This window comes from Enterobacter sp. RHBSTW-00593 (assembly GCF_013784105.1).
Classification (GTDB): domain Bacteria; phylum Pseudomonadota; class Gammaproteobacteria; order Enterobacterales; family Enterobacteriaceae; genus Enterobacter; species Enterobacter ludwigii.
Window position 1 is genome coordinate 4,802,152 of sequence record NZ_CP056393.1, and the last position, 18,997, is coordinate 4,821,148.

General features: G+C 55.1%; 20 protein-coding genes. 12 read left to right on the top strand and 8 right to left on the bottom strand.

Features of this window, described 5'->3' with window-relative positions; genetic code table 11:
* The first annotated feature begins 115 nt into the window (after nt 1-115).
* From cytR to rraA, 6 genes are all read left to right on the top strand, one after another.
* Nucleotides 116-1,141: a DNA-binding transcriptional regulator CytR gene (gene cytR / locus HV242_RS23050; protein ID WP_050737743.1), complete on the top strand. Its 1,026-nt coding sequence runs from the start codon at nt 116-118 to the stop codon at nt 1,139-1,141.
* Nucleotides 1,142-1,234: 93 nt separating this feature from the next.
* Nucleotides 1,235-2,236 carry a cell division protein FtsN gene (ftsN, locus tag HV242_RS23055; protein ID WP_014172193.1) on the top strand — a complete coding sequence of 334 codons (1,002 nt, stop codon included), beginning with the start codon at nt 1,235-1,237 and terminating at the stop codon, nt 2,234-2,236.
* Between the two features lie 94 nt (nt 2,237-2,330).
* Nucleotides 2,331-2,861, top strand: coding sequence for an ATP-dependent protease subunit HslV (gene hslV, locus HV242_RS23060; protein ID WP_014172194.1), 531 nt, complete (start codon nt 2,331-2,333; stop codon nt 2,859-2,861).
* Nucleotides 2,862-2,870: 9 nt separating this feature from the next.
* On the top strand, nt 2,871-4,202 hold the full coding sequence (hslU, locus tag HV242_RS23065; protein ID WP_014172195.1) for an HslU--HslV peptidase ATPase subunit: 1,332 nt from the start codon (nt 2,871-2,873) through the stop codon (nt 4,200-4,202).
* 68 nt (nt 4,203-4,270) lie between these two features.
* The gene (gene menA / locus HV242_RS23070) at nt 4,271-5,191 is read left to right on the top strand and encodes a 1,4-dihydroxy-2-naphthoate polyprenyltransferase (RefSeq protein ID WP_014172196.1); all 921 of its coding nucleotides are present in this window, start codon (nt 4,271-4,273) and stop codon (nt 5,189-5,191) included.
* A 92-nt stretch (nt 5,192-5,283) separates the two neighbouring features.
* Nucleotides 5,284-5,769 (top strand): ribonuclease E activity regulator RraA, encoded by a 486-nt coding sequence (rraA, locus tag HV242_RS23075; protein ID WP_014172197.1) that lies wholly within the window; start codon nt 5,284-5,286, stop codon nt 5,767-5,769.
* Between the two features lie 59 nt (nt 5,770-5,828).
* Here rraA and zapB read toward each other — a convergent pair whose 3' ends face one another.
* A complete protein-coding gene (zapB, locus tag HV242_RS23080) occupies nt 5,829-6,068 on the bottom strand; it encodes a septal ring assembly protein ZapB (protein WP_008501806.1) in 240 nt (79 codons plus the stop codon).
* Between the two features lie 398 nt (nt 6,069-6,466).
* On the opposite strand from zapB, the gene HV242_RS23085 reads away from it, so the two are divergent.
* The 4 genes from HV242_RS23085 to fpr all read left to right on the top strand — a co-directional run bounded on the left by HV242_RS23085 (nt 6,467) and on the right by fpr (nt 10,805).
* Nucleotides 6,467-7,312, top strand: a complete 846-nt coding sequence (locus HV242_RS23085) for an MIP/aquaporin family protein (protein ID WP_014885705.1) — start codon at nt 6,467-6,469, stop codon at nt 7,310-7,312.
* Nucleotides 7,313-7,333: 21 nt separating this feature from the next.
* Complete coding sequence (gene glpK / locus HV242_RS23090; protein WP_014172201.1) at nt 7,334-8,842, top strand: glycerol kinase GlpK; 1,509 nt, start codon at nt 7,334-7,336, stop codon at nt 8,840-8,842.
* A gap of 109 nt (nt 8,843-8,951) precedes the next feature.
* Nucleotides 8,952-9,962 carry a class II fructose-bisphosphatase gene (gene glpX, locus HV242_RS23095; RefSeq protein ID WP_044858132.1) on the top strand — a complete coding sequence of 337 codons (1,011 nt, stop codon included), beginning with the start codon at nt 8,952-8,954 and terminating at the stop codon, nt 9,960-9,962.
* Between the two features lie 96 nt (nt 9,963-10,058).
* A complete protein-coding gene (gene fpr / locus HV242_RS23100) occupies nt 10,059-10,805 on the top strand; it encodes a ferredoxin--NADP(+) reductase (RefSeq protein WP_014172203.1) in 747 nt (248 codons plus the stop codon).
* Here fpr and HV242_RS23105 read toward each other — a convergent pair whose 3' ends face one another.
* Entirely contained in the window at nt 10,806-11,225 is a 420-nt protein-coding gene (locus HV242_RS23105; RefSeq protein ID WP_025202755.1) for a DUF805 domain-containing protein, read from the bottom strand.
* 112 nt (nt 11,226-11,337) lie between these two features.
* On the opposite strand from HV242_RS23105, the gene HV242_RS23110 reads away from it, so the two are divergent.
* Both HV242_RS23110 and tpiA read left to right on the top strand, forming a co-directional pair.
* On the top strand, nt 11,338-11,934 hold the full coding sequence (locus HV242_RS23110; protein ID WP_044866136.1) for a DUF1454 family protein: 597 nt from the start codon (nt 11,338-11,340) through the stop codon (nt 11,932-11,934).
* 111 nt (nt 11,935-12,045) lie between these two features.
* Nucleotides 12,046-12,813, top strand: a complete 768-nt coding sequence (tpiA, locus tag HV242_RS23115; protein WP_014172206.1) for a triose-phosphate isomerase — start codon at nt 12,046-12,048, stop codon at nt 12,811-12,813.
* A gap of 34 nt (nt 12,814-12,847) precedes the next feature.
* Here the strand turns inward: tpiA and HV242_RS23120 are convergent, their stop codons facing one another.
* The 6 genes from HV242_RS23120 to cpxP all read right to left on the bottom strand — a co-directional run bounded on the left by HV242_RS23120 (nt 12,848) and on the right by cpxP (nt 18,967).
* On the bottom strand, nt 12,848-14,152 hold the full coding sequence (locus HV242_RS23120) for an SLC13 family permease (RefSeq protein ID WP_044866137.1): 1,305 nt from the start codon (nt 14,150-14,152) through the stop codon (nt 12,848-12,850).
* Nucleotides 14,153-14,225: 73 nt separating this feature from the next.
* The gene (locus HV242_RS23125) at nt 14,226-14,969 is read right to left on the bottom strand and encodes a CDP-diacylglycerol diphosphatase (RefSeq protein WP_025202751.1); all 744 of its coding nucleotides are present in this window, start codon (nt 14,967-14,969) and stop codon (nt 14,226-14,228) included.
* Between the two features lie 109 nt (nt 14,970-15,078).
* A complete protein-coding gene (locus tag HV242_RS23130; protein WP_050737744.1) occupies nt 15,079-16,068 on the bottom strand; it encodes a sulfate ABC transporter substrate-binding protein in 990 nt (329 codons plus the stop codon).
* Nucleotides 16,069-16,277: 209 nt separating this feature from the next.
* A complete protein-coding gene (gene pfkA / locus HV242_RS23135) occupies nt 16,278-17,240 on the bottom strand; it encodes a 6-phosphofructokinase (RefSeq protein ID WP_014172210.1) in 963 nt (320 codons plus the stop codon).
* 173 nt (nt 17,241-17,413) lie between these two features.
* Entirely contained in the window at nt 17,414-18,307 is an 894-nt protein-coding gene (gene fieF / locus HV242_RS23140; protein WP_020883958.1) for a CDF family cation-efflux transporter FieF, read from the bottom strand.
* A gap of 153 nt (nt 18,308-18,460) precedes the next feature.
* Complete coding sequence (gene cpxP, locus HV242_RS23145) at nt 18,461-18,967, bottom strand: cell-envelope stress modulator CpxP (RefSeq protein ID WP_020883960.1); 507 nt, start codon at nt 18,965-18,967, stop codon at nt 18,461-18,463.
* Nucleotides 18,968-18,997 lie beyond the last annotated feature (30 nt).

Below are 18,997 nucleotides of genomic sequence, written 5' to 3' on the forward strand. Positions count from 1 at the left end.
GGATCGAAAAATTTAACGCTCCTCACACTTTTTATGAAAATTCTGTAACCGATTCCATTAACTATCTGTAAAAATGGTGGCGTCAGAAGTTCGGTGTTCAGGCGAGGAGAAGACGTTGAAGTCCAGGAAAGAGGTTGCCACGGCGACCATGAAAGACGTTGCCCAGAAAGCACAAGTCTCTACGGCAACCGTGTCCCGCGCATTAATGAACCCGGATAAAGTCTCCCAGGCGACCCGTAACCGGGTAGAGCAGGCTGCGCTGGAAGTGGGCTATTTCCCGCAGGCGATGGGACGAAACGTTAAACGCAATGAGTCGCGCACCATCCTGGTGATTGTGCCGGACATCTGCGATCCCTTCTTCAGCGAGATTATTCGCGGTATCGAAGTGACGGCGGCAGAGCAAGGTTATCTGGTGCTGATTGGCGACTGTGCTCACCAGAACCAGCAGGAAAAAACCTTTATCGACCTCATTATCACCAAGCAGATCGACGGCATGTTGCTGCTTGGGTCTCGCCTGCCGTTTGATGCCAGCATTGAAGAGCAGCGCAATTTACCGCCGATGGTGATGGCCAACGAGTTTGCACCCGAGCTGGAGCTGCCGACGGTACATATTGATAACCTGACCGCCGCGTTCAACGCCGTCAACTATCTTCAGGAGCTGGGGCACAAGCGTATTGGCTGCATTGCCGGGCCGGAAGAGATGCCATTGTGCCACTACCGCCTGCAGGGCTACGTTCAGGCGCTGCGCCGTACCGGCGTCACCGTCGATCCGCACTACATTGCTCGCGGGGATTTCACCTTTGAAGCCGGTGGACAGGCGCTGGAGCAGCTGCTGGATCTGCCCGAGCCGCCGACCGCGGTGTTCTGTCACAGCGATGTGATGGCACTGGGGGCATTATCGTATGCGAAGCGCCGCGGCCTGCGCATACCGAAAGATTTGTCGATCATCGGATTCGATAATATTTCGCTGTCAGAATTTTGCGATCCTCCACTCTCGACCGTGGCGCAGCCGCGCTATGATATTGGTCGTGAAGCGATGCTTCTTCTGCTGGATCAGCTGCATGGTCAAACAGTTAACAGCGGCTCGCGGTTGCTGGACTGTGAATTGATTGTGCGCGGTTCTACCCAGGCATTGACTTAAAGTAAATGTCTTTCAGACACCCTTATCTGGTCAAAGCCCCGCCGCTTAAGTAACATGGCGGGCTGACGAACGAATAAATACAGCGAAACGATAGTGGCACAACGAGATTATGTACGTCGCGGCCAGCCGGCACCTTCGCGACGCAAAAAGAGTAGCTCAAGGAAAAAGCAACGTAACCTGCCTGCTGTCTCGCCAGCGATGGTCGCTATTGCTGCGGCTGTAGTCGTGGCCTTTATTGGTGGTCTGTACTTTATCACGCACCATAAAAAAGAAGAGTCCGAGGCGCTTCAGGCCAGCAAGGTTGCCGGAAACGGCCTTCCGCCGAAGCCTGAAGAGCGCTGGCGCTATATCAAAGAGCTGGAAAGCCGTCAGCCTGGCGTACGTGCGCCGACCGAACCTTCAGCGGGTGGCGAAGTGCAAAATGCCAGCCAGTTGACGGATGAACAGCGTCAGTTGCTGGCACAAATGCAGGCCGATATGCGCCAGCAGCCTACGCAGCTGAACGAAGTGCCGTGGAACGAGCAGACGCCGGAACAGCGTCAGCAAACGCTGCAGCGTCGTCAGGCGCAGCAGCAGCTCCAGCAGCAACAGCAGCAACAACAGCAGTGGGCGCAAACCCAGCCAGTGCAGCAGCCTAAAACGCAGCCGCGGGTGACGGAACAGCCGTATCAGCAGCAAACGCGAACGGCGCAGTCCCAGCCAGTGCAGCAACCGCCGAAGGCCCAGCCGCAGAAACAGGCGGCTCAGCCGTACCAGGATCTGCTGCAGACGCCGGCGCATACCACTGCGCAGCAGCCGAAAACGCAGCAGGCCGCACCGGTAACTAAAGAGACCGATGCGCCGAAGCAGACTGCTGAGAAAAAAGACGAACGCCGCTGGATGGTCCAATGTGGTTCATTCAAAGGTGCTGAGCAGGCGGAAACGGTGCGCGCACAGCTGGCTTTCGAAGGGTTTGATTCACGCATTACCACCAATAACGGCTGGAATCGCGTGGTGATTGGCCCGGTCAAAGGCAAAGAAAATGCCGACGGAACCATTTCCCGTTTGAAAGTGGCGGGACACACAAACTGCATTCGACTCGCTACCGGGGGTTGAAACCCCCAAATTCCCCCCCATCTATCATTCTATTCAGCCCTGAGCACAGGCTCAGGGCTTCTGTTTCCCGATTCTGTAACCAGGGGGTCTGCTCGTGACAACAATCGTAAGTGTACGCCGTAACGGCCACGTGGTAATCGCCGGTGATGGCCAGGCCACGCTGGGTAATACCGTAATGAAAGGCAACGTGAAGAAAGTTCGTCGTTTATACAACGACAAAGTGATCGCCGGTTTTGCAGGCGGCACGGCTGACGCCTTCACGCTGTTCGAACTGTTTGAACGCAAACTGGAAATGCACCAGGGTCACCTGGTGAAAGCCGCCGTTGAGCTGGCGAAAGACTGGCGTACCGATCGCATGCTGCGCAAACTTGAGGCGCTGCTGGCGGTGGCCGATGAAACCGCTTCGCTTATCATCACCGGTAACGGTGACGTCATTCAGCCTGAAAACGACCTGATTGCTATTGGCTCTGGTGGCCCGTACGCCCAGGCTGCAGCCCGTGCGCTGTTGGAAAATACCGACATGAACGCGCGCGATATCGCGGTGAAGGCGTTGGATATTGCAGGTGATATCTGCATCTATACCAACCACAACCACACCATCGAAGAATTACCGTCTAAAGCGTAAGGATCTCCCATGTCTGAAATGACCCCACGCGAAATTGTCAGCGAACTGGACAAACATATTATCGGCCAGGACAACGCCAAGCGTTCCGTGGCTATTGCCCTGCGTAACCGCTGGCGCCGCATGCAGCTCGAAGAAGAGTTGCGCCATGAAGTGACGCCAAAAAACATTCTGATGATCGGCCCGACCGGTGTCGGTAAAACCGAAATCGCCCGTCGTCTGGCGAAACTGGCTAACGCCCCGTTCATCAAAGTCGAAGCCACCAAGTTCACCGAAGTGGGCTATGTGGGTAAAGAAGTGGACTCTATCATTCGCGATCTGACCGACTCGGCGATCAAAATGGTGCGCGTCCAGGCGATTGAGAAAAACCGCTACCGTGCCGAAGAGATGGCAGAAGAGCGCATTCTTGACGTCCTGATCCCACCGGCGAAGAACAACTGGGGCCAGGCTGAACAGCAGGCTGAGCCGTCAGCGGCGCGTCAGGCGTTCCGCAAAAAACTGCGTGAAGGCGAGCTGGACGACAAAGAGATTGAGATCGATCTTGCTGCTGCCCCTATGGGTGTGGAAATCATGGCACCGCCTGGCATGGAAGAGATGACCAGCCAGCTGCAGTCCATGTTCCAGAACCTGGGCGGCCAGAAGCAGAAAGCGCGTAAGCTGAAAATCAAAGACGCCATGAAGCTGCTGATCGAAGAAGAAGCGGCGAAACTGGTGAATCCGGAAGAGCTGAAGCAGGATGCTATCGACGCGGTTGAGCAGCACGGTATCGTGTTTATCGACGAAATCGACAAAATCTGTAAGCGTGGCGAATCCTCAGGCCCGGATGTCTCCCGTGAAGGCGTTCAGCGCGACCTGTTGCCGCTGGTTGAAGGCTGCACCGTCTCCACTAAACACGGTATGGTCAAAACGGACCACATCCTGTTTATCGCCTCTGGCGCATTCCAGGTGGCGAAACCGTCTGACCTGATCCCGGAGCTGCAGGGTCGTCTGCCGATTCGCGTGGAGCTGCAGGCGCTGACCACTGAAGATTTCGAACGCATCCTGACCGAGCCAAATGCCTCTGTGACCGTACAGTACAAAGCGCTGATGGCAACCGAAGGTGTGAACATCGAGTTCACTGAAGACGGTATCAAACGCATCGCCCAGGCCGCCTGGCAGGTCAACGAAACCACCGAGAACATCGGTGCCCGTCGTCTGCACACCGTGCTGGAGCGCCTGATGGAAGATATCTCTTATGATGCGAGCGACCTGAACGGTCAAAGCATTACCATTGACGCAGAATATGTGGGTAAACACCTGGATGCGTTAGTGGCAGATGAAGATCTGAGCCGTTTTATCCTATAATCGCGGTTACTGCATTCTCATCACGTTTAATGGGGGCTAAAGCCCCCATTTTTATTGGCTAAATTACTATGACTGACATCAGCCGTACTCAGGCGTGGCTCGAAAGTCTGCGCCCTAAAACTCTTCCTCTGGCCTTTGCCGCCATTATCGTCGGTACGGCGCTTGCCTGGTGGCAAGGCTATTTCGATCCGCTGGTTGCCGGGCTGGCACTGATTACCGCCGGTCTGCTGCAAATTCTCTCCAATCTCGCCAACGACTATGGCGATGCGGTTAAAGGCAGCGACAAACCCGACCGTATCGGGCCACTGCGCGGTATGCAGAAAGGGGTCATTACCCAGGCGCAGATGAAGCGCGCGCTGATCATCACCGTGGCGCTGATTTGTCTTTCCGGCCTGGCGCTGGTAACGGTGGCGTCTAAAACCCCCAGCGATTTCATTGGTTTCCTGGTACTGGGTCTGCTCGCCATTATTGCCGCCATTACCTATACCGTCGGTACCCGCCCTTACGGGTATATTGGGCTGGGTGACATCTCCGTGCTGGTGTTCTTCGGCTGGCTGAGCGTGATGGGGAGCGGGTACTTACAGGCACATACCCTGATCCCGGCCCTGTTCCTGCCGGCAACCGCCTGCGGCATGCTGGCGACGGCGGTGCTTAACATCAACAACCTGCGCGATATCGACAGCGACCGTGAGAACGGCAAAAACACGCTGGCCGTGCGTCTGGGGCCTGTTAATGCACGCCGTTATCATGCGTGTCTGCTGCTGGGCGCTCTGCTGTGCCTGGCGCTGTTTAACGTTATCTCGCTGCACAGCATATGGGGCTGGCTGTTTGTACTCGCCGCACCGCTGCTGATTAAGCAGGCGCGATTCGTCATGCGTGAACTCAGTCCTGCGGCCATGCCGCCAATGCTGGAGCGTACGGTAAAAGGGGCACTGCTGACTAACCTGTTGTTCGTCATCGGGATTGTCTTAAGTCAGACGCTGGGTTAACTGACAAATATCAATTAACAATTGATGATTTTGCCAACAACGCATTTAGCACGATATACTGAACACATTCGCAGCAACTGAGCGTTAAACCTATGAAATACGATACCTCCGAGCTTTGTGACATCTACCAGGAAGATGTCAACGTCGTTGAACCGCTGTTCTCCAACTTTGGTGGGCGGTCGTCGTTTGGCGGACAAATCGTCACGGTGAAATGTTTCGAGGATAACGGGTTGCTCTATGATCTGCTCGAACAGAACGGCCGTGGCCGCGTTTTGCTGGTTGATGGCGGGGGCTCCGTACGTCGTGCCCTCATTGATGCTGAACTCGCCCGTCTTGCCGTACAGAACGAGTGGGAAGGCATTGTGGTGTATGGCTCAGTGCGCCAGGTGGACGATCTCGAAGACCTGGACATTGGCATTCAGGCTATCGCGGCCATTCCGGTGGGTGCTGCAGGTGAAGGTATCGGCGAAAGCGACGTGCGCGTCAATTTCGGCGGCGTGACCTTCTTCTCCGGTGACCATCTCTATGCCGATAACACCGGGATTATCCTTTCCGAAGATCCGCTGGATATCGAGTAATAAAAAAGCCGGGTGGCGGCGACGCCTTACCCGGCCTGTTCTGCATTTCCCGAAAGAAATTACACTTCTTCCATACGCCCCAGCAGCGCCTGCAGACGATCCTGCCAGCCATTCTGCTGTTCACGCAGCTGGTTGTTTTCGCGCTCCAGTTCTTCACGGCTGTGCTGGGCGTTCTGAACTTCCTGCGCCAGGCTGTTGTTCTTCTCTTTCAGCTCTTCAATTTCCATCTGCAGCAGCGTGATGGTGTCAATCGCCTGCTGTACTTTCGATTCCAGTTTCTCAAACACTTCTAAAGACATGATCCTACCTCTCCTGAATTGCAAGGCGACGCTTTAACGTAAACGCGCACAACAGATATGCCGATTGTATGAAGCCCCGTCGCCCCTGTCCAGCGGCAGACCGCGCAGATCGTGGTTTGCAACACTTTTCGGCCTCGTCCTGGTGCGTTCGCGGCATATACCCCTAAATTGTTAACTCATTCGTTAATGAAATGATTCAGCTCACATTTTGCTATTGGTGTAAAAATGCGCTTTATGGCGCGAAAACGCTCATTTTATTGACGCAGACCACACATTTTGATTTCGATATTTCTCGTTTTTGCTCGTTAACGATAAATTAACACTATGTCTACAGGGCATCGTGGCTGTCACGGGCGGTCATGCTAACAATAAACATCAATTTCTTCAGGATTCCGATTATGAGTCAGACATCAACCTTAAAAGGCCAGTGCATTGCCGAGTTCCTTGGTACCGGGTTGTTGATATTCTTCGGAGTGGGCTGTGTTGCTGCACTGAAAGTGGCGGGTGCCAGTTTCGGTCAGTGGGAAATCAGTATTATCTGGGGTCTGGGCGTGGCGATGGCCATCTACCTGACCGCAGGGGTTTCCGGCGCACATCTTAACCCGGCGGTGACCATCGCGCTGTGGCTGTTCGCGTGCTTCGACGGACGCAAAGTTGTTCCCTTCATCCTTTCTCAGTTTGCCGGCGCGTTTTGCGCAGCGGCGTTAGTTTACGGGCTTTATTACAATCTTTTCATCGACTTCGAACAGACACATCATATGGTGCGTGGCAGTGTCGAAAGTCTGGATCTGGCAGGCATTTTCTCAACCTATCCCAACCCGCATATCAATTTTGTGCAGGCGTTCGCAGTTGAAATGGTGATTACAGCTATTCTGATGGGCGTTATCCTGGCGCTGACCGACGACGGAAACGGCATTCCGCGCGGCCCGCTGGCACCGCTGCTAATTGGCCTGCTGATTGCGGTGATCGGTGCATCCATGGGCCCGCTGACCGGGTTTGCGATGAACCCGGCGCGTGATATCGGACCTAAAGCTTTTGCCTTTATCGCAGGATGGGGCGACGTGGCCTTCACCGGCGGTAAAGATATCCCTTACTTCCTGGTACCGCTGTTTGCACCGGTTGTCGGGGCTGCGCTGGGTGCATTTAGCTACCGCAAATTAATTGGTCGCCATTTACCGTGCGACACCTGTGTGGAAGAGGAGAAGGAAACGACTTCTACCGCACAACAAAAAGCTTCGCTGTAATCTGACTACGGGACACATACCATGACCGAAAAAAAATATATCGTTGCGCTCGACCAGGGCACTACCAGCTCCCGCGCTGTCGTAATGGATCATGACGCGAATATCGTCAGCGTGTCACAGCGCGAATTTGAGCAAATCTATCCTCGCCCAGGCTGGGTCGAACACGATCCTATGGAGATCTGGGCTTCACAAAGCTCCACTTTGGTAGAAGTGCTGGCGAAAGCCGATATCAGTTCCGACGAGATTGCCGCTATCGGTATTACCAACCAGCGTGAAACCACTATCGTCTGGGAGCGCGAAACCGGTAAGCCTATTTACAATGCCATCGTCTGGCAGTGCCGCCGTACGTCAGAAATCTGCGAACAGCTGAAGCGCGACGGTATGGAAGACTATGTGCGTAGCGCAACCGGTCTGGTCGTTGACCCGTATTTCTCCGGTACCAAAGTGAAATGGATCCTCGACCACGTTGAGGGTTCACGTGAACGTGCAAAACGCGGTGAGCTGCTGTTCGGTACCGTCGACACCTGGCTTATCTGGAAGATGACCCAGGGGCGTGTCCACGTCACTGATTACACCAACGCCTCGCGCACCATGCTGTTCAACATCAATACCCTGGAGTGGGATGACAAGATGCTGGACGCGCTGGATATCCCGCGCGCGATGTTGCCAGAAGTCCGTAAATCTTCTGAAGTTTACGGTCAGACCAATATCGGCGGCAAAGGCGGCACGCGTATTCCAATTGCCGGTATTGCCGGTGACCAGCAGGCGGCGCTGTTTGGCCAGCTGTGCGTTAAGGAAGGGATGGCGAAAAACACCTACGGTACCGGCTGCTTTATGCTGATGAACACCGGTGAGAAAGCGGTGAAATCAGAAAACGGCTTGCTGACCACCATCGCCTGCGGCCCACGCGGTGAAGTGAACTATGCGCTGGAAGGTGCGGTGTTCATGGCAGGTGCGTCTATTCAGTGGCTGCGTGACGAGATGAAACTCATCAGCGATGCGTTTGACTCCGAGTATTTCGCAACCAAAGTGAAGGACACCAACGGCGTGTATGTGGTTCCGGCCTTTACCGGTCTGGGCGCCCCCTACTGGGACCCGTATGCACGCGGCGCGATTTTCGGCCTGACCCGTGGGGTAAACTCGAACCACATTATCCGCGCGACGCTGGAATCCATTGCTTATCAGACGCGCGACGTACTGGAAGCGATGCAGGCTGACTCCGGCATTCGTCTGCACGCCCTGCGCGTGGACGGCGGCGCCGTTGCCAACAACTTCCTGATGCAGTTCCAGTCCGACATTCTGGGCACCCGCGTAGAGCGCCCGGAAGTACGTGAAGTCACCGCGCTGGGTGCGGCGTACCTCGCAGGTCTGGCTGTCGGCTTCTGGCAGAATCTGGATGAACTGCAGGAAAAAGCGGTTATCGAACGCGAATTCCGCCCTGGCATCGAAACCACTGAGCGTAACTATCGCTACAGCGGCTGGAAGAAAGCGGTGAAACGCGCCCTGGCGTGGGAAGAGCACGAGCAGTAATTTCTCCCCTCACCCGTCCCCTCTCCCCGCCGGGGAGAGGGGACCGACCGCACCCGCTCCCACTCTGTGATAAACTTCGTGCAATTCCTTTTGATTGCACGAGTACCTCATGAAACGTGAACTGGCTATCGAGTTTTCCCGCGTCACCGAAGCTGCCGCACTGGCGGGCTATAAATGGCTTGGCCGTGGCGACAAAAACACCGCAGACGGTGCGGCTGTCCATGCCATGCGCATTGTGCTTAACCAGGTCAATATCGATGGCACCATCGTCATTGGCGAAGGCGAGATCGACGAAGCGCCAATGCTCTATATCGGTGAGAAAGTGGGCACCGGCAAAGGTGATGCCGTGGATATCGCGGTTGACCCGATTGAGGGTACCCGCATGACGGCAATGGGCCAGGCTAACGCGCTGGCCGTGCTGGCGGTAGGGGACAAAGGCTGTTTCCTCAACGCACCGGATATGTACATGGAAAAGCTGATTGTCGGCCCCGGAGCCAAAGGAGCTATCGACCTGAGCCTGCCGCTGGAAGAGAATCTGCGTAACGTTGCCAGGGCGCTGGAAAAACCGCTTAGCGCGCTCACCGTGACCATTCTGGCGAAACCGCGCCACGATGCCACCATTGCCCAGTTGCAACAGCTCGGCGTGCGCGTCTTTGCCATCCCGGATGGCGACGTGGCAGCATCTATCCTGACCTGCATGCCAGACAGCGAAGTGGATGTGCTTTACGGCATCGGCGGCGCGCCGGAAGGTGTGGTCTCCGCCGCGGTGATCCGCGCTCTGGATGGCGACATGCAGGCCCGTCTGTTGCCCCGTCACGAAGTCAAAGGCGACAGCGAAGAGAATCGCCGTATTGGGGAAGAAGAGCTGGCACGCTGCGAAGCGATGGGTATTGAAGCCAACAAGGTGCTTGCGCTGGATGACATGGCGCGCAGCGACAACGTTGTCTTCTCCGCAACCGGCATCACCAAAGGTGACCTGCTGGATGGCATCACCCGTAAGGGCAATATGGCCACCACCGAAACCCTGCTGATCCGCGGTAAATCGCGCACCATTCGCCGCATTCAGTCTGTTCACTATCTGGATCGTAAAGACCCTGACGTGCAGGCGCACATTCTGTAAAACCGTTTGATCGATAGAGCTTTCCGGCCCAAATGGGCTGGAAATCTTCGCCACAAGTCCGGAAGATAGAACAGAGAAAAAGCACAGGAGAAGATCATGGCGGACTGGGTAACAGGTAAAGTCACAAAAATACAGTTCTGGACCGATGCGCTATTTAGTCTCACCCTGCATGCTCCCGTCCACCCGTTTACGGCCGGGCAATTTGCGAAGCTGGGGCTGGATGTTGACGGCGAGCGCGTGCAGCGGGCCTATTCCTACGTTAATGCCCCCGATAACCCGGATCTCGAGTTCTATCTGGTCACCGTCCCGGACGGCAAACTCAGCCCACGCCTTGCCGCGCTTAAGCCCGGTGACGATGTGCAAATTGTGAGTGAAGCGGCCGGTTTCTTCGTACTGGACGAAATCCCGGACTGCGACACCCTCTGGATGCTGGCAACCGGCACGGCCATTGGCCCCTATCTCTCTATTTTGCAGTACGGCAAAGACCTTGAGCGCTTTAAAAACATCGTGCTGGTTCACGCCGCGCGCTATGCCGCAGACTTGAGCTATCTTCCGCAGATGCAGGCGCTGGAAAAGCAGTACGGCGGGAAACTGAAAATTCAGACCGTGGTCAGCCGCGAAACCGCAGCAGGTTCACTGACGGGCCGCGTACCGGCATTGATCGAGAGTGGTGCACTGGAAGACGCAATTGGCTTACCGATGAGCGCTGAAACCAGCCACGTCATGCTGTGTGGCAACCCGCAGATGGTTCGCGACACGCAGCAGCTTCTGAAGGATACCCGGCAGATGACGAAACATCTTCGCCGCCGGCCGGGCCATATGACTGCCGAACACTACTGGTGATCAGCGGTATTTCACCTCAAGGGTGTCTTTGCCGTATTTGTTTTCGCTCTGGGTGCCGATAAACGCGCCCAGATCGACCACCATCATGACAAAAATAATGGTTGGTAGCAGTCTGCCCACCACCCAGGGAAGGATGGACGGAAGTATCGACCAGTTCCCGGCCACCAGCATCCACGCCAGAATAATCAGAAAAGCCCACGCGCCGGAACGGCCGCGATCGTGCAGACGTTTCACCACCACGGCCGCGGTTGGCCACAGCAAACAGACCAGCGCAAACGCCGCCGTTTGTGTGCTGAGCCATGCGTTGAAGGCCACGAAAAACAGAAGCAGCATGGCAACGATCCACGTCGCCATCCAGATCCAGAAGTCACGGCGTCCAATACGCCCTTTGAATGAAAACAACCACTGCTGTATGGTCATGTAAGGTTCCTTATTATCATATAGCGCGCATTTTACCCTGGAGTTGTGACCTTTTGACAAGCCGACCAGATATCGATTTAATCATGAACACTTTCGGCCAGGGGCAATGTTGATGAAAAGTTCGGCACGTTCTCTTTTCCTGTGTTTAGCGATGCTCATCGCGGGTGTTCCCCTGCACGCCGCCGAAACCACTGCCCCGACGACAGCCCCCTATCTGCTGGCAGGTGCGCCCTCGTTCGATCAGTCAATCAGCCAGTTTCGTGAAACCTTCAATAAAACCAACCCCACGCTACCGCTGGATGAATTCCGCGCCATTGACAGCTCCCGGGATACGCCAACCCTGACCCGGGCTGCGAGCAAGATTAACGAGAATTTATATGCCTCCACTGCGCTGGAGCGCGGCACGCTAAAAATCAAAAGCATGCAAATAACCTGGCTGCCGATTCAGGGGCCAGAGCAGAAAGCCGCTAAGGCAAAAGCGCTCGAGTACATGAGCGCGATACTGCAGGCTTTTTCGCCCGCGCTGACCAAAAAGCAAAGCCAGCAAAAGCTGCAAAAACTTCTCACCGCCGGTAAAAATAAGCGTTACTACGCCGATACCGAAGGGGCCATACGCTATGTGGTGGCAGATAACGGCGAAAAAGGACTGACCTTCGCTGTTGAACCGATTAAGCTGGCACTATCAGACACACTCGGCGGGGCGAATTAATGACAAAAAGCAAAGCCTTTCGAGGGAAAATCTCTATACTGATTCACAGACCATGCTGCCCGACAGGGCGGCCATATTCCTTAATTCGCTAATTTAGCGTGGAGAATTGAAATGCGACATCCTTTAGTGATGGGTAACTGGAAACTGAACGGCAGCCGCCACATGGTAAACGAACTGGTTGCGAACCTGCGTAAAGAGCTGGCGGGCGTGACGGGCTGCGCGGTTGCTATCGCTCCGCCGGATATGTACCTGGATCTGGCTAAACATGCCGCTGACGGCAGCCACATCATTCTGGGCGCACAGAACGTTGACGTTAACCTGTCAGGCGCATTCACCGGTGAAACCTCTGCTGAAATGCTGAAAGATATCGGCGCGAAATACATCATCATCGGCCACTCTGAGCGTCGCACTTACCACAAAGAATCCGACGAATTTATCGCGAAGAAATTCGCGGTGCTGAAAGAGCAGGGTCTGATCCCGGTTCTGTGCATCGGTGAAACCGAAGCCGAAAACGAAGCAGGCAAAACGGAAGAAGTGTGTGCTCGTCAGATCGACGCCGTGCTGAAAACGCAGGGTGCTGCAGCATTCGAAGGCGCGGTTATCGCGTACGAACCAGTCTGGGCGATCGGTACCGGCAAATCAGCGACCCCTGCGCAGGCACAGGCGGTTCACAAATTTATCCGTGACCACATTGCTAAAGCGGACGCGAAAGTGGCTGAGCAGGTAATTATTCAGTACGGCGGTTCCGTTAACGCATCCAACGCTGCTGAGCTGTTCACCCAGCCAGACATCGATGGCGCGCTGGTTGGCGGTGCATCCCTGAAAGCTGACGCTTTCGCGGTGATCGTTAAAGCAGCAGAAGCGGCTAAACAGGCGTAAAAACCGACTTCCCTCCCCCCACCGGGGAGGGAAATTACACTTTCCCCAGCACGCTAAACCACAGATAATCCAGCGGCAGCAGCACCAGATACGTTGCAATCGCCAGCGCCAGACAGAGCAACATCCCCGCCTTTGCAGGCACCTTCCCTAAACCCATTGCCACCACAATCGGCGACGCCTGATACGGCAGCAGCGGCGTGGAATACCCCAGTACCTGAATCATGATCACCGACAACAGCGGGAAACCGGTGGCGTCCGAAAAACTCTGTGCCAGCGTGGTGTACAACGCCGGTACACCGTTCGCGGTCATAATGAAGTTGAGCGCCGTGGTAATACCGGTAAGCGCCAGGAAGCTGGTGAACGGTCTGTTGGCATCAAGCGGCATAATCCGCAATAACGCCTCCCCCACCGCGGAACCGATACCCGTTTGGGTCACTACAATCGCCAGCCCGAGAATCCCCGCCACGTAAATGCAGGTGCGCATGTTCACTCCCGCAGAAAACTCTTCACCGGTGATAAACCCGACGCGTGGCAGCATGACGATGACCGACGCCGCAAGACCCGTCCACGCCGGTCCAACGCCGTGCCAGCTCTCTGTCACCCACATCCCCAGCACCACCGCCAGCAGCCAGGCGAGACGCTTTTCATCCCGGCCCATCGGTTCAGACGGCGTAAGATCGGTGGCCGGTTTCGGGCTGCCGGGGAACAACCAGCAGATCAGGCCGATCAGAATGCCCCCTTTCAGGATCCCGAGGACGGGTGTATGCAGCAGCAGATATGGGACATAGTTCAGATGGATCCCGTACGAGCCCTCCGCGGCGCCACTCATCACCAGATTCGGCACGTTGGCAGGCAGGATGGTCGCCGAGAGCTGGAAGGTTCCGAACCCGACGGCCAGCGCCAGGCCATACCACGCGCGGGAACCGTCGGGGATGGCGGCCCTTTTGGCCATGGCGGCGACAATCGGCATCAGCAGCGCGATACGGCCCATATTCGACGGCATCACAAACGCCAGCGCGTAGCTCAGTCCCACTACGCTTGCCACCATCAATACCCACGAATCCGTGAGTTTTGCCGACAGCGCCCGTGCGGCCCTGTCCGCCAGACCGGTTTTACGGATTGCCACACCCAGCACGAAGCCGCTAAACACTAACCAGAATGCAGACGAGGCAAAACCACCAAAAATCACCTCCGCCGGGGCGATTCTGGCGGCCATCGCCGCCGTGAAAAACAGCAGCGCGGTGATAAATTCCGGCAATAGCGACGTCGCCCACAGCACGATGGTGACGCCGACTATCAATGAGGGCACAAACAGAGGATGCGTTAACCAGAGCGACATTCCTGTCTCCTGTCGTTTTTTTCAGCAAGTCTACGGCGACAGGCAGGACGAGTAAACGCTATTTATGGTGAGGTCACTTCAGGATATCGCATTGATGATCCTGCAATTCCTCAGCCGACGCGCGATTCAGGGTCAGCAAGTTACGTTCGGTCGCCAGTAAGACAAACGATCCATCCGACTGCTGCGCCATGGCCAGCGCGAAGCGCCCCATATGGTCACGCGCTTCCGGCAGCTCTTCAGCCAGCATCATAAACGGACTGCGCTGTACCAGCTCATTTTCCGTCACGCGACGGGCGAGGTACTCATGCCCTTCCAGCCCGCCCGGGAACGGTAACCACTGGGTACTGATTTGCCCCTGCGCAGCATTAAGCTTCTCGCGCACGTCCGGGCGCAGGCAGGAGATATGGATATGAAAATGGTTCTGCGTACGGCCTGTCGGGGAGTTAATGGTGAGCGAAATTGCGCTGTCCGGCACCTCGGCCCCGCGCTTCATGCTCATAAAGTTGCGTGACTGCCAGGCCAGCCAGAAGAAGTTGGGCGTATTCGGCTCGGTCAACAGCGGGCTTTCGGTTCCTTTGATACGGTAAGTCGGCATCAGGAGATACTGCAGCGGCCCGTTGCGGTCTTTAAACACCACATAACCCGCATCAGGCTTTACCTGCGCGCACGGGGCCGGGTTACGGTGCTGGAGTTGATTCGGCAGACACTGGTCGAGAACGATATGACGCAACGCATTCGGATTACCCGCTTTCATCCAGTACCAGCCACCCGCGGCAAGAATGATGACAACCAGAATCAGTAATAGTATTTTTTTCACAATGCGTTCCCTGTTTTCGATAGTGGCGAAAGAGTAACGCAAAATGATGACCAAATAAAAAACCCGGCGGATTTCTCGCGCCGGGTCACCGTGCCTGTCCTGCTAACGTTTAGCGCTTGCTGATCTGGTCGAAAGTTCCGCCGTTAGAGAAGTGCTCTTTCTGCGCTTTCGCCCAGCCGCCGAACTCTTCATCAATGGTGAAAAGCTTCAGTTTCGGGAAGACGCTTTCATATTTCTTCGCCACTGCCGGATCGCGTGGACGATAGTAGTTTTTCGCCGCAATTTCCTGGCCTTCTGGCGAGTAGAGATACTTCAGGTACGCTTCCGCCACCGCTTTGGTCTCTTTCTTCTCAACCACTTTATCAACCACAGAAACGGTAGGTTCGGCGAGGATAGATTCGCCTGGCGTAACGATCTCGAACTTGTCTTTACCCAGTTCGTGGGTGGCGAGCAGGGCTTCGTTTTCCCATGCGATCAGCACGTCGCCAATCCCACGCTCAACAAAGGTGTTCGTGGCACCGCGTGCGCCAGAGTCCAGCACCTCAACGTTTTTATACAGCGCTTTCACGAACGCCTGGGCTTTGGACTGGTCACCGTTGTTGTGATGCAGCGCGTAGCCCCAGGCCGCCAGGTAGTTCCAGCGTGCGCCACCCGAGCTTTTCGGGTTCGGGGTGATAATGGAAACGCCCGGCTTAACCAGATCGTTCCAGTCATGAATTTGTTTTGGGTTGCCCTTACGCACCAGGAAAACAATGGTCGAGGTGTAAGGCGCTGAGTTGTCTGGCAGGCGTTTGATCCAGTTTTTATCGATACGCCCACGCTCGGCGATGGCGTCGACGTCATAGGCCAGCGCCAGGGTAACCACGTCGGCTTCAATCCCGTTGATGACTGAGGTCGCCTGCTTACCGGAGCCACCATGCGACTGACGCACCACCACGTTGTCGCCGGTTTCCTGTTTCCAGTGTGCCGCGAAGGCTTTGTTGTACTGCTCGTACAGCTCACGCGTCGGGTCGTATGACACGTTCAGTAACTGGATGTCCTTAGCCAGAACGCTGGTCGATGCCAGCAATAATGTTAACCCCACGCCCCATTTATTCATCGCCCGGATCTCTTGTGTAATGTTTTGATGCTTGCAGCGTGCCAGAAAGCTAACCAATGATTAAAGAATAAAAAAAGATTGGCTATAACGTAGAGGAATAAAAAACGGGCAGGCATAAAAAAACCGGGCGGCGATATCGCCTTACCCGGTCTTTATGAGTGTGGACTGCAGACCCGGTTAACTCAGCGCGACCGGGGGAAAGTCACCGCTCAGTACAGTTTTTTTGCGCAGTCCAGCCAGTCACCCTTGAACGGACGCTTCATGTTTTCAATGGCGTCGATGATGTCATGGTGAACCAGTTTTTCGTTCTGAATACCCACGCAACGACCGCCATGACCCTGCAGCAGCAGTTCAATGGCGTATGCACCCATACGTGATGCCAGGATGCGGTCGTATGGACCCGGGGAACCCCCACGCTGGATGTGGCCCAGAACGGTAGCGCGCGTTTCACGTTTGGTTTCGGTTTCGATGTACTTCGCCAGCTCGTCAACGTCACAGATATGCTCGGTGATGGCTACGATGGCGTGTTTCTTGCCTTTTGCGATACCCGCTTTGATTTCAGCCACCAGATCTTCACGGCTGAATTCCACTTCCGGAACCACCACGAACTCACAACCGCCGGCGATGGCCGCAGCCAGCGTCAGGTCACCACAATAACGGCCCATCACTTCCACGATGGAGATACGCTGGTGGGAAGAAGAGGTGTCGCGCAGGCGGTCAATCGCTTCAACAACGGTGCCCAGTGCGGTGAAATAACCGATGGTGTAGTCAGTGCCTTTGATGTCGTTGTCGATCGTACCCGGCAGCCCGATGCACGGGAAGCCCATTTCAGTCAGACGTTTTGCACCCATGTACGAGCCGTCACCACCAATAACAACCAGTGCGTCGAGGCCACGTTTTTTCATGTTCTCAATAGCCACTTCACGGACGTGTTCATCACGGAATTCCGGGAAGCGCGCAGAACCGAGGAAGGTACCGCCACGGTTGATCATGTCGGACACGCTGTAACGGTCGAGCTGAACCATGCGATCTTCATACAGGCCCAGATAACCATCATAGATACCAAAAACTTCCAGGCCTTCCGTCAGCGCTGAACGGACAACCCCACGAATTGCCGCGTTCATGCCCGGCGCATCACCGCCGCTTGTCAACACACCGATTTTCTTAATCATGACTACCTCTGAACTTAGGAATGCAAAATTGAAATCTGTTGCCGGAAGAATTTATCGACCAACGAATACTGCAAATAGTATATCAATCACTTCCAGCTGAATTGATTCAGGTCAGACCAAATGGCGGTAATTTATACACAAAATGCTGGCCTGGCTCACTTTTTTACAACCAATTACGAAAGCTCAACATGTCCGGGTACAACCGAGCAGGGATCCTGGTGAATAATGACGTCTGAACCAGGAAAACGCTGCAAAATCGCCTGCTCGACCTGCTCAGCAATAACGTGAGCCTGAACCAGTGGCAGGTTGTCTTCCATTTCAATATGAATCTGAATAAAGCGGGTCGGCCCTGACTGCCGCGTTCGAAGATCGTGTGCACCTCTGACACCAGGCCAGGAGGTCACGATAGAAAAAATTTCATTACGTTCTGAGTCCGGGAGGGCGCGGTCCAGAAGCGATTGCACCGCTTCATACCCCATCCGTAAGGCGCTATATAAAATATAGATGCCAATCCCTAACGCAAACAACGCATCGGCCCGATGCCAGCCATACCAGGCCAGACCGAGCGCAATAAGAATAGCGCCATTCATCATAACATCAGATTGATAATGAAGCATATCCGCCCGTACTGCCTGGCTTTGCGTTTTGCGAACAACCCAGCGCTGGAACGTTACCAGAACAAGTGTGCATATAAGTGCCACAATCGTCACGACCACGCCCACGCCGGGATCGTTCATCGGTGACGGCGAGACGAGATGCTGAATACCGGTTAAAAACAGAAACAGCGCGGAGCCGGAAATAAACATGCTTTGCGCCAGCGCGGCCAGCGACTCGGCTTTACCGTGCCCAAACGTGTGTTCTTCATCTGCCGGTTGCAGTGAGTAACGCACAACCAACAGGTTCGTCAGCGAGGCGGCAATATCCATCAACGAGTCCACCAGCGCCGCGAGAATACTGACTGAGCCGGTATACCACCACGCAAAAATTTTAATCACTAACAGGCTTGAAGCCACGATGGTCGCTGCAATTGCTGCCCGACTTACCAGTCTTCCATAGGATTGATTCATAAACGCTCCTGTCATGTCATGCCGCTAGTATAACGGAAGCATGGGGAGTCAAAGGATGAATAAACGGTTAACAAAGCAGAATGAAGGGCAAAAAAAACCCCCACATCATGTGGGGGAAGACAGGGATGGTGTCTATGGCAAGGAAAACAGGGTTTACTGGTTACTACGGGTACTGCTATTGCTACTGAAAAACGTTGTTTCTGAGCTTCGCTGCATCCGTGCAACCTCACGCAACTGGTCCATTCGCTGCTGATGTCTTGTGTTCAAAACCGCTTGCTGCTCGGGCGTTAGCAGGTGGAACATCTGGTTGCGGACCTTCGCCATCTCTACCTGGCGGGCAACCTGCTCCTGTGCCATTTTTTCGGCCTGAGCGCGTACAGCGCTTTCGTCAAATTTTTCTGCGGTGACAAGGCGGTGCATTGTCTCCATTTCGCTAACATTAACAGGGGGCTGGTCGTGTCGTGCCCTCTGCATCAGATCTCGCATCTGTTGACGCTGATGTTCGGTTAAACTTATGCCATCAAACATATGGCTTTGGCTGCTGTGCTGCGTTGCCCCCTCCGTTGAGGGCCCGTTATCGCCGGGGATAGCTACAGCGGCCTGGCTTAATGTACTGAACGCCAGCGTTGAGGCCATGACGGCAGCGGTAACTTTGCGCATCACTTGCTCCCAAAATCTTTCGTGTCGCGA